Below are 15,206 nucleotides of genomic sequence, written 5' to 3'. Positions count from 1 at the left end.
TCGCGGATTGCCGCTCATATGAAATTCCTGATAAATGTCGCCCTGTGTATAGGTGATGGTCCAAGTTCTTTCAGACCCGCGATATGTGCCCTCGTACCATATCCTTTGTTGTTTGCAAAGTCATATCCCGGCAGAACCTCTTCATATTCCACCATAAGCCTGTCCCTGGTCACCTTGGCAATAATGCTTGCCGCCGCTATGGATATGCTTTTGGCATCTCCTTTTATGATGGGTACCTGGGGGATATCCACTTCCGGAATCGTTACCGCGTCATTGAGCAGGATGTCCGGCCGTACCTTCAAGTCTGCGACCGCCATGCGCATGGCCTCATATGTGGCCTGCAGGATGTTGATTTCATCAATGCGCCGCGGCCCTATGATACCGATGCCGGTTGCCACTGCTTTCTCCATGATTTCATCGTACAGCAGTTCCCTTTTCTTTTCCGACAGCTTCTTGGAGTCGTTCAGATACAGTATCGGATTGTCTTTAGGCAGGATTACCGCCCCGGCCACTACCGGCCCGGCAAGCGGTCCCCTGCCTACTTCGTCTATGCCGCAGATATAGCGGCACCAATCATATTCCTTTTCAAATATGCTCATGATTGCAGTGCGTTCCCGCTCTTTCTGCAGCCTCTCTTCCCGCTTGCGCAGCTTCTCTTCTTCCCGCTTATTCATGTTTGATTACTCCTATATGGTCAAACGGATAGACACGCAGAAAAGCCCTTCCCATCAGATCCTTCCGTTGGATAACGCCTACGCTCGGATCCCTGCTGTCAGAACTGTGGTTTCTGTTATCTCCCATCACGAAATACTCATCATCTCCAAGCGTGATTGGACTTGCCGCCGTCTGCGGAGATTGTATAAGTTCCGCTCCATATGTGTCGCTTTCCAGCTTCTGCCCGTCAATATATACATAACCGTCTGTTACCTGTACCGTTTCGCCCGGCAGGCCGATAATCCTCTTGATATAGTATGTGTTCTTTTCATGTTTATATGGAAATACTATGATGTCAAACCTCTTAGGCTCCCTGAAGCGGTAGCTTATCTTATCTACAATGAGACTGTCGCCGTCGCTCAGGGTCGGTTCCATAGAATAACCGCTTACCCGGGTACGCTGTCCCACGAAGGTAATGATCAGGTACGTGAGACCTACAATAATCAGTATGTAGAGAAGCCAGCCTCCCAGCTCCCTCAGTACACTTCCCCCCATATCTCTTTTTCTGCGTCTCGACATATATCGTGTGCCCCTTTCTCCATGCTTACCTCTGCATTCTATCATACTTCCGGCGGATATTCCAGTGTCAGGCGTCCCAGCTTGCCATTGCGGAAGTCGTCCATAAGGAGCAGCGCCGCCTTCTCCGTATCCAGTTCATTGCCACGTACAAGGCAATGCCTGCTTTCCGCGATTCGGCTTAAAGTGGCATAGACGTCGCCGTCTTCCTCTATCGTATACTTGCTTTCCAGCACTCCCGGATAGTTGTCCAGCATAAAGCGAATCAGTTCAGCGCCCAGTTCCTCCGTCTGCAGTATGTCGTCTTTCATAGAGCCGATAAAGGCCAGTTTCAGCCCCACCTGCTGATCCTCGAATTTCGGCCAGAGGATGCCCGGCGTGTCAAGCAGTTCCACCTGTTTGTTCAGGCGTATCCACTGCTTTCCCTTCGTGACCCCGGGCTTATTCCCCGTCTTGGTACATGATTTCCCTGCCAGGCTGTTGATGAATGTAGATTTTCCTACATTCGGGATTCCGACTACCATGGCACGCACGGGCCGGTTCAATATGCCGCGCTTTCGGTCCCGCTCTATCTTTTCTCTACAGGCTTCCTGAATCACGCCGTGGATGGATTTCATTCCGCCGCCTTTTTTTGAATTGACTTTCACGACGGAGAATCCTTCTCCCCTGAAATATTCCGCCCATGCGTCATTCCATTTCTCTTCCGCCAGGTCCGCCTTATTCAGCAGAATAAGCCTCGCTTTGTGCTTTCCAAGCTCATCTATGTCAGGATTCCTGCTGCTGAGCGGAATCCTGGCATCTACCAGTTCAATCACCAGGTCTATCAGCTTTATATTTTCCTGCATCATACGTTTCGCCTTCGTCATATGACCCGGATACCATTGAAAATGCATAATTGTTCTCCTTATCTTACAAATCCGATATTCTTTCTCGGGGATACCGTGAACCAGACTTCCCCGTATATATAATTCCTCTTCACATTCCCGACGTCCGCGTTACGGCTGTCTTCACTGTTTTCACGGTTGTCCCCGAGCACAAAATACTCGTCCCCGCCAAGCGTAATCTTCTCGGAAGCTATCCCGACGTCATCAATGTCTGTCGTCTCGTAATCCTCCTCTATCTTCTTGCCGTTAATATAGATACTGTTTTCGATTATCTCTATCGTTTCGCCAGGAAGGCCTACGATACGCTTGATATAATAATGCGCGTTATCATTGCCTTTTGGCTTGAATGCAATGATGTCTCCCCGCTTCGGGCTTGTGGCATTGTAGACAATCCGGTTTATCAGCACCACATCGCCGTTTTCAAGCACCGGATTCATCGAGTCGCCTATCGTGCTGACCCGCTGTCCGAAATACCACACGTACACGAAGGCCAGAAGGCAGACGACCGCAATTTTAAAAACCCACTTCCCGATTACAGGGAGATATTCCCAATTGATACGAATTCTCCTTCTTTTCCTGGCAAAGCCGAGGCTTTTCCTTCTTCTTCTCATACAGCATAAAAGGCCGGAGCCTCTCATCCACCTCCTGTCCCTTATAACAGAAAGAGGACAATATACATTATGTACTTGTCCTCTCTTCGCACTTTATTGAACATTTAAAGTTCTAAAAGTATACGTTCTTATTTTACTAACTCTTTTACTTTTGCCTTCTTGCCGACACGGTTTCTCAGGTAGTTCAGCTTAGCTCTTCTTACTTTACCTCTTCTTATGACTTCTACCCGCTCTACATTCGGTGAATGCAGCGGCCATGTCTTCTCCACGCCGATTCCGTTAGAATTCTTTCTTACAGTAAAGGTAGCCCTTGCTCCACCGCCCTGTTTCTTAAGGACAGTTCCTTCGTATACCTGGATTCTCTCGCGGTTACCCTCTTTGATCTTGCCGTAAACCTTTACCGTATCACCTACGTTAAATACCGGCGCGTTTTCTTTCAGCTGTTCCGCTTCAATGTTTTTGATAATATCGTTCATTATGTGTGACCTCCTCGTTTGCTTGGACGTTCTTAATACATCAGTATCAGAGGACCATCTCTTTTCTTCACAACATGCTATAGTTTATCATATTATGCAACGTTTTGCAAGTATTTATTTATATTATGGGCGCTGTCCCATACCACCTTCGAGCGTAAGCGTTTCGCCGGACATATATTTGAAATCAGGTGATCCAAGATGTACGCACACGCGTCCGATATCCTTTTCCGGATCCCCGAAGCGTCCCATCGGGACAGCTTTCAGATTCTTTTCATACGCCTCCGGATATGCTTCCTTGAAGTTCTCAAGCTGAGCGGTCATAGCCAATGGGCACACGACATTGACATTGATATTGTCCTTGCCCCATTCCGTCGCCGCGACTCGGGAAATCCCGCGGATTCCTTCCTTCGCCGCCGCATAGGAACTCTGTCCCGCATTGCCGAACAGCCCTGCACCGGAAGCAAAGTTGATGACAGACCCCTGCGTCTCCTTGAGATACGGATAGCACGCCCTCATATAATAGAAGACAGCATAAAGGCCGGAATAGATACCAAGGTCGAAATGGTCTTTCATATGCATGGACAGCGGTATTCCTGATGCGGATGCCTGTGCATTGTTGATGAGCACGTCTATCCGTCCGAAGGTATCTGCAACCTTCTTCACCGTTTCTTTTACTACTTCCTCGGATTCTTCATCCGGTGTCACGTCCGCCTGCAGTGGCAGTACCTTGATACCATAGAGGCGTTCCAGCTCCTCTTTTGCGTCCAGCAGCTTCTTTTCGTTCCTTCCCGTTATTGCCAGGTTCGCGCCTTCTTTCGCATAAGCGACAGCTATGCCGTAGCCGATGGACTTTGCTTTTCCCCCACCTGTTATGATTGCTACCTTTCCATCAAATATTCCCATCCTAACCTTCTCCTTTATTGTTTGAATTTGTCTCTTCTTCCATACTATACGCCTGTGGGTCAGGCGTCAATCCAAAAGTTCCCGCCACTCCGGCTAATATGCCTCTCTCCCGAGCAAATCTCGGACAAGGTCCTTTTCTTTTTCATCCAGCACCGCTTTTTCAAGCAGATCTGGCCTGTTCCTGGCCGTGCGAATGACAGACTGTTCCCTTCTCCATTTTTCAACATTGGCATGGTGCCCCGACAGCAGCACCGGAGGAACCTGTTTCCCGTGCCATACTTCAGGACGTGAATACTGCGGATACTCAAGCAGATTGTCCTGAAAGCTGTCGAACTCCGCGGACACGTCGTTATGAAGCACCCCCGGCACGAGACGTGAGACGGCGTCAACGATGACCATGGCCGGAAGTTCTCCTCCTGTCAGCACATAATCTCCGATGGACACGTAATCTGTCACAATTTCTTCCAGCACCCTTTCATCAATCCCTTCGTAATGCCCGCAGAGCAGTACAAGTTCCTCTTCCCGGGCCAGTTCTTCTGCCATCTCCTGATCAAACGTACGACCCTGGGGGGAGAGATATATGACCCTTGGGCTTCTGCCTGCCTTTTCCCTAACGGCGCTGTAAGCCTGATATACCGGTTCCGCCTGCATCAGCATGCCGGCTCCTCCGCCGTACGGATAATCGTCTACGCTGTTATGCTTGTTGAACGCATAGTCTCTGATATTGACAGCCTCTACTCCGAGCAGGTTCTTCTCCATCGCCCGCCCGGTAATACTTGTGCCAAGCCCGTTCATCACCATGTCGGGAAATAATGTCATGATATAAAACCGCATTATATGAGCCCCTCCATCAAATGTATCGTCATCATGCCCTGTTCGATATCAATATCCAGGACACATTCGCGTATGGCCGGTACAAGCACCTCGCCATGTACCGGGCTGGCGATAGCGTATACATCGTTGGCCCCGGTCTCTATGACATCCTTAAGCGTGCCGAACAGCACGCCGTCGTCCGTCTGGACGTCCATGCCGATCATATCTGCCACGAAGTATTCTCCTTCTTCAAGAGGTACTGCATTCTCTCTCTCTACAAAGAGTTCACATCTTTTGTATCGTTCCACGTCATTTATATTATCAATACCCTTGAATTTGAGGATGACCAGCCGTTTAAAGAATTTGACCTGCTCAATCTCAAGCTGCATCGTACCCTTTCCCGTATCCAGTATCACGTGCTTCAACATTTTAAAACGTCCCGGGTCATCGGTTGTCGGAAATACTTTTACCTCTCCCCGGATTCCGTGGGTCGTTGTAATGACTCCCACCTTAAGCATCTTTTCCATCTGAGTTCTCCTTATCAGGGCATTCCCCTGTCCGCACGAATGCCAAAAAGGGCCGGTACCCTGCGTGAACAGGAGGCCGGCCCCCAAAAAATTAATCCATGATATCTACGATTACTTTTTTATCTTCCTTTGCCGCGGCTGCCTTAACGACAGAACGGATTGCTTTGGCGATACGCCCCTGCTTTCCAATCACTTTTCCCATATCGGAATCTGCGACATGTACTTCCAGAATCGTTGTCTTCTTATCCTCCCGCTCCGTAACCACTACGCTGTCAGGATCGTCGACCAGTGCCTTCGCAATTACTTCCACTAATTCTTTCATGCTATACGCCTCCAGACTTCAGCCTATTTTTCGATTCCGGCTGCTTTGAAGATCTTGTTTACAGCTTCTGTCGGCTGTGCGCCAGTGCCTAACCACTTCTTGGCCGCTTCTTCATCAACTTTGAATACGCTTGGGTCCTGGTTCGGATCGTAGGTGCCGATTTCCTCGATGAACTTGCCATCTCTCGGAGATCTTGCATCTGCTACAACGATTCTATAGAAAGGAGCCTTCTTCTGTCCCATTCTTTTTAATCTGATTTTTACTGCCATCTGTTTCACCTCCACTTATTTCTCTTTCATATGATTTATAGGTTAAAAAGGAAGCCGGAACTTACCTTTCTTACCACCTTTTCCCATCATCTTCATCATCTTCTTCATCTCATTAAACTGCTTCACCATACGGTTTACTTCGCTGATGTCCACACCAGCGCCTCTTGCAATTCGATGCTTTCTTGAAGGATTCAGAAGATCCGGATTACGGCGCTCTTCCAGGGTCATGGAATATATCATGGCCTCCATACGCGCCATATTCTTCTCTGCCTGGGCTGCCTGTTCATCGTCAAGCCCCTTCATCTTTCCCATGCCGCCGAGCCCCGGCATCATGTTCATGATATTTCCCAGGCCGCCCATGTTCTTCATCTGCTTCGTACTCTCCAGATAATCCTCAAAATCAAACTGGGCTTTCTTGAGCTTTCTGCTCATCTCTATCGCTTTTGCTTCATCTATCTCGGCTTCCGCCTTCTCAATCAGGGTGAGCACGTCTCCCATACCAAGGATACGTGACGCCATCCTGTCGGGATAGAACTGTTCCAGATCGGACAGTTTCTCCCCCATGCCTGCATATAGTATCGGCTTGCCGGTAACTGCCTTTACAGACAGAGCGGCACCGCCGCGTGTGTCACCGTCAAGTTTGGTGACGATGACGCCGTCAATTCCTATCTTATCATTGAAATCAGCAGCCACATTGACCGCGTCCTGACCGGTCATAGCATCAATGACAAGAATCGTCTGATGCACGTCAACTGCTGCCTTGATTTCCTGAAGCTCCGCCATCATGTCCTCATCAATATGCAGACGGCCCGCAGTATCGAGAATCACGATATTATTGCCATTCTTCTGCGCATGCAGAACGGCGGCTTTCGCGATGTCCGCCGGCTTGTGGCTGTCTCCCATGGAGAATACATCCACCCCCTGCTTTTCCCCGTTCACCTGCAGCTGCTTGATAGCAGCGGGACGGTACACGTCACAGGCGGCGAGCAGCGGCTTCTTTCCTTTAAGCTTATACTTTCCTGCCAGCTTTGCAGTCGTCGTCGTCTTACCAGCGCCCTGAAGGCCGGCCATCATGATGACCGTGACGGCACTTCCCGGCTGGAGCCTGATCTCCGTCGTCTCTGAACCCATCAGCTTTACCAGCTCTTCGTTGACGATTTTAATCACCATCTGTCCCGGATTCAGGCCATTCATGACATCCTGGCCCACGGCCCTTTCCTGAACATTCCTAATGAATCCTTTGACTACCTTGAAATTGACGTCTGCTGCCAGCAGTGCCCGTTTGATCTCTTTCAGCGCCTCTTTTACATCGTCTTCTGTCAATCGCCCTTTGCTTCTTAAGTTCTTGAATATGTTCTGCAGTTTTTCCGTCAAACTATCAAATGCCATGCTACAGCTCCTCTATAATCTCATCGGATATCTTCCGGATGTCGGCCACAAGTTCCCGCGGCTTTCGCTCCTCATATCCGTCCAGCAATTCATCTATCCGCTTTACTTTCTCTTTGATGCTGACGAACTTCCCGACAAGGTGCAGCTTGTCCTCATACCCTTTCAGCGTTCTGCCGCACCGCTTGACGAGGTCGTGCACTCCTTGTCTGCTGATGCCCGCCTCCGCGGCAATCTCTCCGAGCGACAGATCTTCCAGCACGAATTGTTCATATATCTCTTTCTGATGTTCTGTCAGAAGTTCTCCGTAAAAATCATAAAGCAAAGCCTGTTCTAATATTTCATTCATGTTGTTCACCTGTGATATCATATAACAAAATGCCGAAGGTGTCAAGTGTTTTTTCTTGACACCTTCGGCATCTATAATTTCATCACGTAATGTCCCTGCCCGTCCGGTGCAAAGACGCCTCCGATATGAAGCGTTCTTACGCCGCTGCCATATGTTCTGCTTTTTTTTCATATCGTAACGACCGTCATAGTAAAAGACGTCCAGCGCTATCTGAATACGCATCCCTGCGGGAATCCGCCTATTGATTTCCATGACAAGTGCTCCCAGCTCCTCTGTATCGACATAGTCCATATACCCGATATCACACGCTTCTGCCGCTGCCTCAAGTATCTCCTCAGATATCCCGGCCTCATCTGACAATAGCCTCCAGAGGCACTGTCCGCTTTCAACCTGGTTGCTGCCTATATCATAGCTTCTGCCGTCTATCGTAAATATGTTGCCATGCATCTCCATCAGAGGCAGCTCTTCTTCCTCTTCCTGCGCATCCTCCGTCTCATCCATGTCCTCCAAAGGCTGTTTTTTCTCATTCTGCATATCCATCCTCTCATCAACGACCTTCTCAGTCAGTATTGGAAGCCTACTGACCGTTTCTGACAGCAGACGCCGTTTCGCCGAAATACGTTGTTCCATATCAACAACATGGATGCTTACGATATAACGAGCGAGCTGATCCAGCGATTGGGGGGATTTAAAACCCACATTCAGAGAGCTGAACGAGATACCGCCGCCTCCTTCCGGAGATTCCAGTTTGAGGACGATATGATGTCCGCTCTTGCTTCTTACCTGTTTTATACCAAGCTTTTTCATAAAAGGCTCTTCTGAGCCCTGAGCGTATCCGCTGTATTGCGGATTGTAGACCAGCTCCCCGGAAACAGACGGCAGAAGCAGCACTTTGACCAGAATCTCTCGTTTCCCTTTTCCGTGCATGCTTCTGTTCCCCTTTCTGGAGCCGCCGAGCAGATAGGCGAGATTCGGCGCAAAATACTTTTCCCCTCCCTTTCTTCCTGGCGCGAACGAAAAGAGAGGCTGCCCTGTCTCCACACATCCGCCGCACAATTCCTTGTATTCTTCCGCACTCATGGAACGGTACAGCGTCACGACCGGACCGGAATATCTCTTGAATACCATATTAGAAGGGTATCTCTTTTTTCCAATCTGTATAGTCCCGTACTGCAGCATGTCTTCACCGGACTCTCCTTCTGTCTCTTCTTCAATCTCCTCTTCCGTCTCCTCCTCTTCCTCTGCTGTCATCCTTCCATCTGTCGGCTCTTCTTCCGTATCCTCTGTAACGTGAATCAGGTCTTCCCGCCCCATACCCCTGGCAATCAGATTATGAAACTCTGTCTCATCAGTCAGATCCTCTCCATTGAAAATATTATGGACTACCACTCTGAGCTTTTTCGTATCAGACTTTTGCACGCCGACAGACTTCAGCCAGGCGATTGCCGCAGCAAAGAGACTGTTTTCATCTTTATATTCCTTTTTGTCTATCAAAAAACGCTGGATGACCGGATTAGAGATATTCTGGATGCGAGTCCTGCCTGTCTTTTTCTCTTTCTGTACATATTCATACATGTTGTCACACGCCTTCCCTGTATGGTTTCCACCAGTGATACGCTTATTATAGCATATGGCTCCTGGCAGAAACAGCATATACGGTACAATAATTTATGACAGGCGCATGCTGTCCAACAGTTCCGGAACTCTGATCCTTCCCCATCCCTGATTCTTTTCCATTCTCTCACAGCTCTCGCGCAGCTTAAGCTTCACCTCAACATTGGACATATCGCCGTACTTTGACAGCAGAAGCGCGATTGCCCCCGATACGACCGGTGTGGCCATCGAACTGCCGCTCTTGATCGTATAAGGCCCCTGTCTTTTTATGCCGAACCTGCTGTTACACGATATAATCTGGTCGCCCGGAGCGACTACATCTGGCTTTACGACGCATTCATGTGTCGGGCCACAGCCGGAATAGTAGCTGGTATGTGTTCCTCCTGTCGATACTATGATATCCGAAGAGCCTACGGTAATGATCTTCTTGCTCGTTCCAGGCACGGACACGGTGCCTTCCCCGGGACCATAGTTCCCCGCCGACGCAATCACAATCAGCCCTGCATCCCACAGAGCCTCAGCCGCCTGCTCCAGCTCCTTCCCCTTCTCATCTTCCAGTTCCAGATTGGCGCCGACGGACATGTTCACAATCCGGATACCGTATGCATTCCAATTTTTTAGGAGCCACTGCATGCCCCTCAGTATACCGTCCACCGTCCCCTGCCCCCTGGCATCCAGCACCTTGATGCTGTAAAGGTCCGCCCCCGGCGCCATCCCTGCATGGACGCCCCGCGACATCCTCCCATCTCCTCCAAGTATACCTGTCACATGGGTCCCGTGCCCATTATCATCATACATCCGTCCACGGCCGCCCACGCAGTCTTTAAATCCTTTGATTCTATCTTTAAGGTCCGGATGTGGTACAATACCGGTATCCAGAACCGCTATTCCAACATTCTTTCCTGTATACTTTCCTGTAATGGTGTCTTTACACCAATAATCTGTCATATCCTTTACATGTTTCATGATTGTTTTAACCCTTTTCTATTAAGATATTCAATTTATCCTGATGGGCTTATGGAACTAATTTAGTAGACATTCAAATATAAATTAAAATTGATTTCTTCCATATTTTGTCGTAAGATATAATAGATTCTATATCCATATATGGCTTAAGGGGAGGATATTGTGGAAAATCAGAATTACTATGATATATTAGGGGTTTCAACGAAGGCGACACAAGAAGAGATCACTGCTGCCAAGAATATGCTGGCCAAGCAGTATCATCCGGACGCCAACATCAAGAACGGGATTGATACGACAGACAAGATGCAGGAAATACTGGAAGCATATGGGGTGTTGTCCGATGCGGGCAGACGCGCGGAATATGACAGGGACATCAGCGGCCGCAGGCAGGACATGCAGACATTTGACCTGAAAGCAGATGATTCGGGACAGGAACAGACGCAAGAAGATTCTTTCGTTACATATTGGAAGGCTGCCGGGGCCTTGTACGAAATTATCATGGAGAGCAATGAACTGTTCCGTCAGAAGGAAGAGACGAGCCGGCTGGCTCAGCTTTCCATGCAGGCGCTCAAGCATATCCTTATCCTCAAGGACGCGGCTATACCGGAAAAATACTGGCATCCTGACATCATGAACTGGCTTCTGTTTACATGGTATAAGAACCGGAACATCACGATTGCCTACCTGCTTACGTTGTACGACGAATATGTGAAGAGGAGTGCGACGCCCGTCGAGAAGCTGAAGCTTCAGGGCAGGTCGCACAGATTCCAGCATTCGGTCAGAAAGCTCATCAAATATTAAATATCCTTTTGTTTCACACATCTGCACCCCTCGCATATTATGTAGTGTAAATAACATATATGGAGGCTTTCAATTATGAGCGATTTAAGTGCAACAAACTGCGGATGTGGTTGTGAATCAAGATGTGGTGGAGACTGTGGCTGCGGATTTGGCGGCAATAGCTGTATCTGGATCATCCTGTTACTGTGCTGCTGCGGCGGCTTCGGCGGCAATGGCAATGGCTGTGGCGGCGGATGCGGCAATGACAGCTGTATCTGGATCATCCTGTTACTCTGCTGCTGTGGCGGCTTCGGCGGCAATGGCTGTGGCAACGGCTGCGGAAACGACTGCGGATGTGGATGCTAATCTGACGTTTAATTGAATATGGAAAGGGCTGTCACACTTGGTGGCAGCCCTCTTTTTTGAGCAGGTGCTTGTCTCTATTCATACGGGATGACCGCCCCGTCATATGTCTCTTCTATATATTTCGTGATGTCATCGGACTTGAGCACTTCTACCAGCGTTTTAATCCCTTCTTTCCCTTCATCCCCCTTCTTGACAGCGATGATATTGACATACGTTCTGGCGGCTTCCGAATCCGGCGTCTCATAAGCCAGCGCGTCTTTTGCCACTGAATACCCGGCCTCCAGTGCATAATTTCCGTTAAGCACGACGTAAGCAGTCTCTTCCACGACCCTGGCGATCTGTGCCGCTTCCAGTTCGACGATCTTCACGTGATATGGGTTATCGGTGATGTCGTTTACCGTAGCTTCGAGCCCCGCGCCATCTTTGAGCTTAATAATTCCATTATCCTGCAGAAGCAGCAGCGCTCTTGCTTCATTCGTCGTATCATTCGGCACCGCTATGCTGTCACCATCTTTAATATCATCCAGGCTTTGCTTCGTACCCGGATAGATGCCGAACGGCTCATAGTGTATCTCTCCCGCCGCGGTCAGATGCGTCCCCTTCTCTTTATTAAAGCTTTCAAGATACGGCGCGTGCTGGAAGTAATTGGCGTCAAATTCACCACTCTCAACGACTTCGTTCGGCTGTACATAATCGTCAAACACGGTCACTTCGAGGTCATAACCCTTCTCCTTGAGAATCCCTTTCGCCTCTTCCAGAATCTCGGCATGGGGTGTCGCGGAGGCTGCCACTTTGATTGCCCTGTCTTGCGGACCCTTTGCCTCTGCATTGGTGTCGCTTGATTTGCCGCAGCCCGCAAGCACCCCTGCCGCCAATACTCCTGTCAATAGAACTGATACTATCTTTTTCATGATTATTTCCTCCATTTCTACTTTCTTTTATCAAAACGGGAAGCAAATGACATGCCTGCCGTTTGAAACAATTGAACTAATAGGACGAGCAGGACAACGGTTACGAACATGATATCCGTCTGATAGCGGTAGTATCCGTACCGTATGGCTATATCGCCCAGTCCTCCCCCTCCGATCGTCCCCGCCATTGCAGAATATCCCAGAATCGTACCTGCGGCGATGGTCGCGCCTGTAATAAGGGAAGTCCTCGCCTCCACGAGCATAACTTTTCTGACAATCTGCATATTCCCTGCCCCCATGGCCCTGGCAGCCTCAATTACCCCCGCATCCACTTCCTTCAGGGAAGATTCCACCATCCTGGCGATGAACGGAACCGCCGCGACGACAAGCGGCACTACGGTCGCGGCTGAGCCGTAGCTCTGTCCCACGACTACGCGGGTAAATGGGATGAGCAGAATCAACAGGATCAGGAAGGGGATGCTTCTCACGACATTGGCAGCCACATCCAGCACCTTGTACAGTATCCGGTTCGGCCTCAAGCCTTCCCTGTCTGTCACTGCCATCAGCACTCCCATAGGAAGGCCGAACAGATAGCCTGCACCGGCTGACAGCACAGTCATATACAGGGTCTCTCTTACTCCTTTTGCTATCATAAGCAAAATGTCACTGCTCCACATCTTCCGTCACCTCCTCAGTCTCAAGTCCCCGGTGGGACATATATGTTTTCATTGCTTCTATATTACTGCTGCCAGGAGCGAATTCCAGAATCATCTCGCCCTTTGCGGCACCGCCTATGTTCCTCGTATCCGCCCTCAATATGTTGACCGGCTCCTGGAAGGTCAGAATCATATTGGCAATGACCGGTTCAAAGGCTGAATGATCTGAAAAGACGATCCTTATCCGCCTGCCGTTGCAGATTTCTTTTTCCTGCCATCTCTGTCTTTCCATCGTGCCCCCGCCTCTGTCACTGCGGATAAGCTCTCTGGCAGCCGCTGACCTGGGATGCGCGAAGATGTCTTCCACCTTCCCCTCTTCTTCTATCTGTCCTCCTTGCATGACAGCGACATGGGTGCATATCTCTCTCACGACGGCCATCTGATGCGTAATGACTACGATAGTAATCCCAAACCTTTCGTTGATGTCCTTCAAAAGTTCCAGTATAGAGGAGGTCGTCTGCGGATCCAGTGCGCTAGTCGCCTCATCGCACAGCAGGATTTCAGGGTCAGATGCAAGCGCCCTTGCGATGGCCACCCTCTGCTTCTGCCCGCCCGACAGCTGGGAAGGATACGCTTTCTGCCGCTCTTCGAGCCCTACCAGCTCGAGCAGTTCAGCCGCCCGTAACCTGGCCTCTTTCTTTTTCTTTCCCTGTATGTAAAGCGGAAAACATACATTTTCCAGGACGGTCTTCTGCATGAGCAGGTTATAGTGCTGGAATATCATTCCAACGCGTTCCCTCTGCCTGCGAAGCTCTTTTTCGGACAGGCTTGCGAGAGACCGCCCTCTTATGAGAACCCTTCCTTCTGTCGGGCGCTCAAGGAAGTTCATGCACCTTACAAGCGTACTCTTTCCTGCACCGGACATTCCGATGATGCCGTATATATCACCGTCTTCAATCGTCAGGCTTACCTCCTTAAGCGCATCCACCCTGCCGTCTTTGGAACGGTATGTTTTACACACGTTTTCTATCATTATCTCTGACATCTCATCACCCTTTTTTTGCTGGATTTGTTGATATGGATACTATATCACCGTGCCGGAAAAAGTGTTAATTCATAAAAAATACAGCTGGTTATAGTCAAATTCTATAACCAGCCGTCCTTATAAGTTCTACTCTATTGTTATCCAAGTGATTTATCTCTGAACTTCGCGATTTCTTCCAGATATTTCTGCCCGAGAGGGCTGATGTTCACGCCTTTCCTGGACAGGTAGCCTATGGACATCTTCTCATCCGACCGAAGCTTTACAGTGCAGTAATCGGAACCATACAGTTCTTCACATATGATGCCGGAGCAGAGCGTATACCCGTTCAGCCCCACCATCAGGTTCAGGAGCGTGGCCCTGTCATTTGCTTTGATGAGCCGCTTATATTCATATGTGCTCAACACTTCTTCCGCGAAGTAAAACGAATTATAATTCCCCTGTTCAAACGAAAGGCACGGATACGCTTCCAGCTCCTCCAGCGCAATCTCCTTCCGGCCGGCGAGGGGATGCCCTTTCCACATGAATACATAGATGCCGCATACGAGTATCTCGTGGAATTCCAGGTTATATTCATGGAACAGCTTCGTCAGCACATTGCGGTTGAAGTCATTGACATAGAGGATGCCTATCTCGCTTCTGAAATTCTTCACGTCTTCAATGACATCGTACGTCTTCGTCTCATGGACGGCAAACTCATACTCGTCCATCCCGAACTGCTTAACCATCTCTACGAATGCATGCACCGCGAACGTATAATGCTGCATGGAAACGCTGAATTTTTTCTTCGTCTTTTCTTTCGCGATATATTTGGATTCTACAAGTTCGTATTGTTCCACGACCTGCCTTGCATAGCCTATAAATTCTTCCCCTTCCGGCGTGACAGATATCCCCCGGTTCGTCCGGCGGAAGATGTCGACGCCGATTTCCTCCTCCAGTTCCCTGACTGCCGAAGACAGGCTCGGCTGCGTTATGAACAGCTTTCTGGCCGCCTCGTTTATGGAACGTGCATTTGCCACGGTAATGGCATATTTCAATTGTGTGAGTGTCATGGATGCTTCTCCCGGTATCTGCTTTTGTTACGTGTTACATGGCTAAATA

General features: G+C 49.3%; 19 protein-coding genes. 2 read left to right on the top strand and 17 right to left on the bottom strand.

Translation table 11 applies throughout. The annotated features are described in order from the left end of the window. Positions 1-14 precede the first annotated feature (14 nt). From HMPREF0980_RS03960 to HMPREF0980_RS03900, 13 genes are all read right to left on the bottom strand, one after another. Positions 15-674: a ribonuclease HII gene (locus HMPREF0980_RS03960; protein ID WP_049727819.1), complete on the bottom strand. Its 660-nt coding sequence runs from the start codon at positions 672-674 to the stop codon at positions 15-17. Then, positions 667-1,233 carry a signal peptidase I gene (lepB, locus tag HMPREF0980_RS03955; protein WP_049728318.1) on the bottom strand — a complete coding sequence of 189 codons (567 nt, stop codon included), beginning with the start codon at positions 1,231-1,233 and terminating at the stop codon, positions 667-669. The genes HMPREF0980_RS03960 and lepB (HMPREF0980_RS03955) overlap by 8 nt, the downstream gene beginning before the upstream one ends. Positions 1,234-1,274: 41 nt before the next feature. Continuing rightward, a complete protein-coding gene (ylqF, locus tag HMPREF0980_RS03950; protein WP_049727818.1) occupies positions 1,275-2,123 on the bottom strand; it encodes a ribosome biogenesis GTPase YlqF in 849 nt (282 codons plus the stop codon). Between the two features lie 11 nt (positions 2,124-2,134). After that, a complete protein-coding gene (lepB, locus tag HMPREF0980_RS03945) occupies positions 2,135-2,725 on the bottom strand; it encodes a signal peptidase I (RefSeq protein WP_049728317.1) in 591 nt (196 codons plus the stop codon). Between the two features lie 128 nt (positions 2,726-2,853). After that, positions 2,854-3,201 (bottom strand): 50S ribosomal protein L19, encoded by a 348-nt coding sequence (gene rplS, locus HMPREF0980_RS03940; protein ID WP_049727817.1) that lies wholly within the window; start codon positions 3,199-3,201, stop codon positions 2,854-2,856. Between the two features lie 123 nt (positions 3,202-3,324). Next, positions 3,325-4,104 carry an SDR family NAD(P)-dependent oxidoreductase gene (locus HMPREF0980_RS03935; RefSeq protein ID WP_049727816.1) on the bottom strand — a complete coding sequence of 260 codons (780 nt, stop codon included), beginning with the start codon at positions 4,102-4,104 and terminating at the stop codon, positions 3,325-3,327. 93 nt (positions 4,105-4,197) lie between these two features. Continuing rightward, positions 4,198-4,938 carry a tRNA (guanosine(37)-N1)-methyltransferase TrmD gene (gene trmD, locus HMPREF0980_RS03930; RefSeq protein WP_049727815.1) on the bottom strand — a complete coding sequence of 247 codons (741 nt, stop codon included), beginning with the start codon at positions 4,936-4,938 and terminating at the stop codon, positions 4,198-4,200. After that, on the bottom strand, positions 4,938-5,444 hold the full coding sequence (gene rimM / locus HMPREF0980_RS03925; RefSeq protein WP_049727814.1) for a ribosome maturation factor RimM: 507 nt from the start codon (positions 5,442-5,444) through the stop codon (positions 4,938-4,940). The genes trmD and rimM overlap by 1 nt, the downstream gene beginning before the upstream one ends. Before the next feature lie 91 nt (positions 5,445-5,535). After that, positions 5,536-5,766, bottom strand: a complete 231-nt coding sequence (locus tag HMPREF0980_RS03920) for a KH domain-containing protein (protein ID WP_049727813.1) — start codon at positions 5,764-5,766, stop codon at positions 5,536-5,538. A 23-nt stretch (positions 5,767-5,789) separates the two neighbouring features. Continuing rightward, positions 5,790-6,035 (bottom strand): 30S ribosomal protein S16, encoded by a 246-nt coding sequence (gene rpsP / locus HMPREF0980_RS03915; protein WP_040434602.1) that lies wholly within the window; start codon positions 6,033-6,035, stop codon positions 5,790-5,792. Between the two features lie 42 nt (positions 6,036-6,077). Next, positions 6,078-7,424, bottom strand: a complete 1,347-nt coding sequence (ffh, locus tag HMPREF0980_RS03910; RefSeq protein ID WP_049727812.1) for a signal recognition particle protein — start codon at positions 7,422-7,424, stop codon at positions 6,078-6,080. Position 7,425: 1 nt separating this feature from the next. Further along, positions 7,426-7,770 (bottom strand): YlxM family DNA-binding protein, encoded by a 345-nt coding sequence (gene ylxM / locus HMPREF0980_RS19885; protein ID WP_198146197.1) that lies wholly within the window; start codon positions 7,768-7,770, stop codon positions 7,426-7,428. Positions 7,771-9,438: 1,668 nt separating this feature from the next. Next, a complete protein-coding gene (locus HMPREF0980_RS03900; protein WP_049727811.1) occupies positions 9,439-10,350 on the bottom strand; it encodes a S8 family peptidase in 912 nt (303 codons plus the stop codon). 162 nt (positions 10,351-10,512) lie between these two features. On the opposite strand from HMPREF0980_RS03900, the gene HMPREF0980_RS03895 reads away from it, so the two are divergent. Continuing rightward, the gene (locus tag HMPREF0980_RS03895) at positions 10,513-11,151 is read left to right on the top strand and encodes a DnaJ domain-containing protein (protein WP_049727810.1); all 639 of its coding nucleotides are present in this window, start codon (positions 10,513-10,515) and stop codon (positions 11,149-11,151) included. A 75-nt stretch (positions 11,152-11,226) separates the two neighbouring features. Then, the gene (locus tag HMPREF0980_RS03890; RefSeq protein WP_049727809.1) at positions 11,227-11,496 is read left to right on the top strand and encodes a hypothetical protein; all 270 of its coding nucleotides are present in this window, start codon (positions 11,227-11,229) and stop codon (positions 11,494-11,496) included. 74 nt (positions 11,497-11,570) lie between these two features. On the opposite strand, the gene HMPREF0980_RS03885 is transcribed toward HMPREF0980_RS03890, so the two are convergent. From HMPREF0980_RS03885 to HMPREF0980_RS03870, 4 genes are all read right to left on the bottom strand, one after another. Beyond that, positions 11,571-12,407 carry a MetQ/NlpA family ABC transporter substrate-binding protein gene (locus HMPREF0980_RS03885; protein ID WP_049727808.1) on the bottom strand — a complete coding sequence of 279 codons (837 nt, stop codon included), beginning with the start codon at positions 12,405-12,407 and terminating at the stop codon, positions 11,571-11,573. A gap of 17 nt (positions 12,408-12,424) precedes the next feature. After that, a complete protein-coding gene (locus HMPREF0980_RS03880; RefSeq protein ID WP_049727807.1) occupies positions 12,425-13,084 on the bottom strand; it encodes a methionine ABC transporter permease in 660 nt (219 codons plus the stop codon). Further along, complete coding sequence (locus HMPREF0980_RS03875; RefSeq protein WP_049727806.1) at positions 13,071-14,108, bottom strand: methionine ABC transporter ATP-binding protein; 1,038 nt, start codon at positions 14,106-14,108, stop codon at positions 13,071-13,073. Before HMPREF0980_RS03875 ends, HMPREF0980_RS03880 begins: the two co-directional genes overlap by 14 nt. Positions 14,109-14,245: 137 nt before the next feature. Beyond that, positions 14,246-15,157 carry a LysR family transcriptional regulator gene (locus tag HMPREF0980_RS03870; RefSeq protein ID WP_049727805.1) on the bottom strand — a complete coding sequence of 304 codons (912 nt, stop codon included), beginning with the start codon at positions 15,155-15,157 and terminating at the stop codon, positions 14,246-14,248. Between the last annotated feature and the right edge of the window lie 49 nt (positions 15,158-15,206).

This window comes from Dorea sp. D27, assembly GCF_001185345.1.
Lineage (GTDB): Bacteria > Bacillota > Clostridia > Lachnospirales > Lachnospiraceae > Extibacter.
This window is presented reverse-complemented; position numbering and strand designations above follow the sequence as displayed.

What these genes read in the sequence shown, in the direction of transcription:
- HMPREF0980_RS03960 (WP_049727819.1), bottom strand. Translation starts at nt 674, where the DNA reads ATGAATAAGCGGGAAGAAGAGAAGCTGCGCAAGCGGGAAGAGAGGCTG.
- lepB (WP_049728318.1), bottom strand. Translation starts at nt 1,233, where the DNA reads ATGTCGAGACGCAGAAAAAGAGATATGGGGGGAAGTGTACTGAGGGAG.
- ylqF (WP_049727818.1), bottom strand. Translation starts at nt 2,123, where the DNA reads ATGCATTTTCAATGGTATCCGGGTCATATGACGAAGGCGAAACGTATG.
- lepB (WP_049728317.1), bottom strand. Translation starts at nt 2,725, where the DNA reads ATGAGAAGAAGAAGGAAAAGCCTCGGCTTTGCCAGGAAAAGAAGGAGA.
- rplS (WP_049727817.1), bottom strand. Translation starts at nt 3,201, where the DNA reads ATGAACGATATTATCAAAAACATTGAAGCGGAACAGCTGAAAGAAAAC.
- HMPREF0980_RS03935 (WP_049727816.1), bottom strand. Translation starts at nt 4,104, where the DNA reads ATGGGAATATTTGATGGAAAGGTAGCAATCATAACAGGTGGGGGAAAA.
- trmD (WP_049727815.1), bottom strand. Translation starts at nt 4,938, where the DNA reads ATGCGGTTTTATATCATGACATTATTTCCCGACATGGTGATGAACGGG.
- rimM (WP_049727814.1), bottom strand. Translation starts at nt 5,444, where the DNA reads ATGGAAAAGATGCTTAAGGTGGGAGTCATTACAACGACCCACGGAATC.
- HMPREF0980_RS03920 (WP_049727813.1), bottom strand. Translation starts at nt 5,766, where the DNA reads ATGAAAGAATTAGTGGAAGTAATTGCGAAGGCACTGGTCGACGATCCT.
- rpsP (WP_040434602.1), bottom strand. Translation starts at nt 6,035, where the DNA reads ATGGCAGTAAAAATCAGATTAAAAAGAATGGGACAGAAGAAGGCTCCT.
- ffh (WP_049727812.1), bottom strand. Translation starts at nt 7,424, where the DNA reads ATGGCATTTGATAGTTTGACGGAAAAACTGCAGAACATATTCAAGAAC.
- ylxM (WP_198146197.1), bottom strand. Translation starts at nt 7,770, where the DNA reads ATGAATGAAATATTAGAACAGGCTTTGCTTTATGATTTTTACGGAGAA.
- HMPREF0980_RS03900 (WP_049727811.1), bottom strand. Translation starts at nt 10,350, where the DNA reads ATGAAACATGTAAAGGATATGACAGATTATTGGTGTAAAGACACCATT.
- HMPREF0980_RS03890 (WP_049727809.1), top strand. Translation starts at nt 11,227, where the DNA reads ATGAGCGATTTAAGTGCAACAAACTGCGGATGTGGTTGTGAATCAAGA.
- HMPREF0980_RS03885 (WP_049727808.1), bottom strand. Translation starts at nt 12,407, where the DNA reads ATGAAAAAGATAGTATCAGTTCTATTGACAGGAGTATTGGCGGCAGGG.
- HMPREF0980_RS03880 (WP_049727807.1), bottom strand. Translation starts at nt 13,084, where the DNA reads ATGTGGAGCAGTGACATTTTGCTTATGATAGCAAAAGGAGTAAGAGAG.
- HMPREF0980_RS03875 (WP_049727806.1), bottom strand. Translation starts at nt 14,108, where the DNA reads ATGTCAGAGATAATGATAGAAAACGTGTGTAAAACATACCGTTCCAAA.
- HMPREF0980_RS03870 (WP_049727805.1), bottom strand. Translation starts at nt 15,157, where the DNA reads ATGACACTCACACAATTGAAATATGCCATTACCGTGGCAAATGCACGT.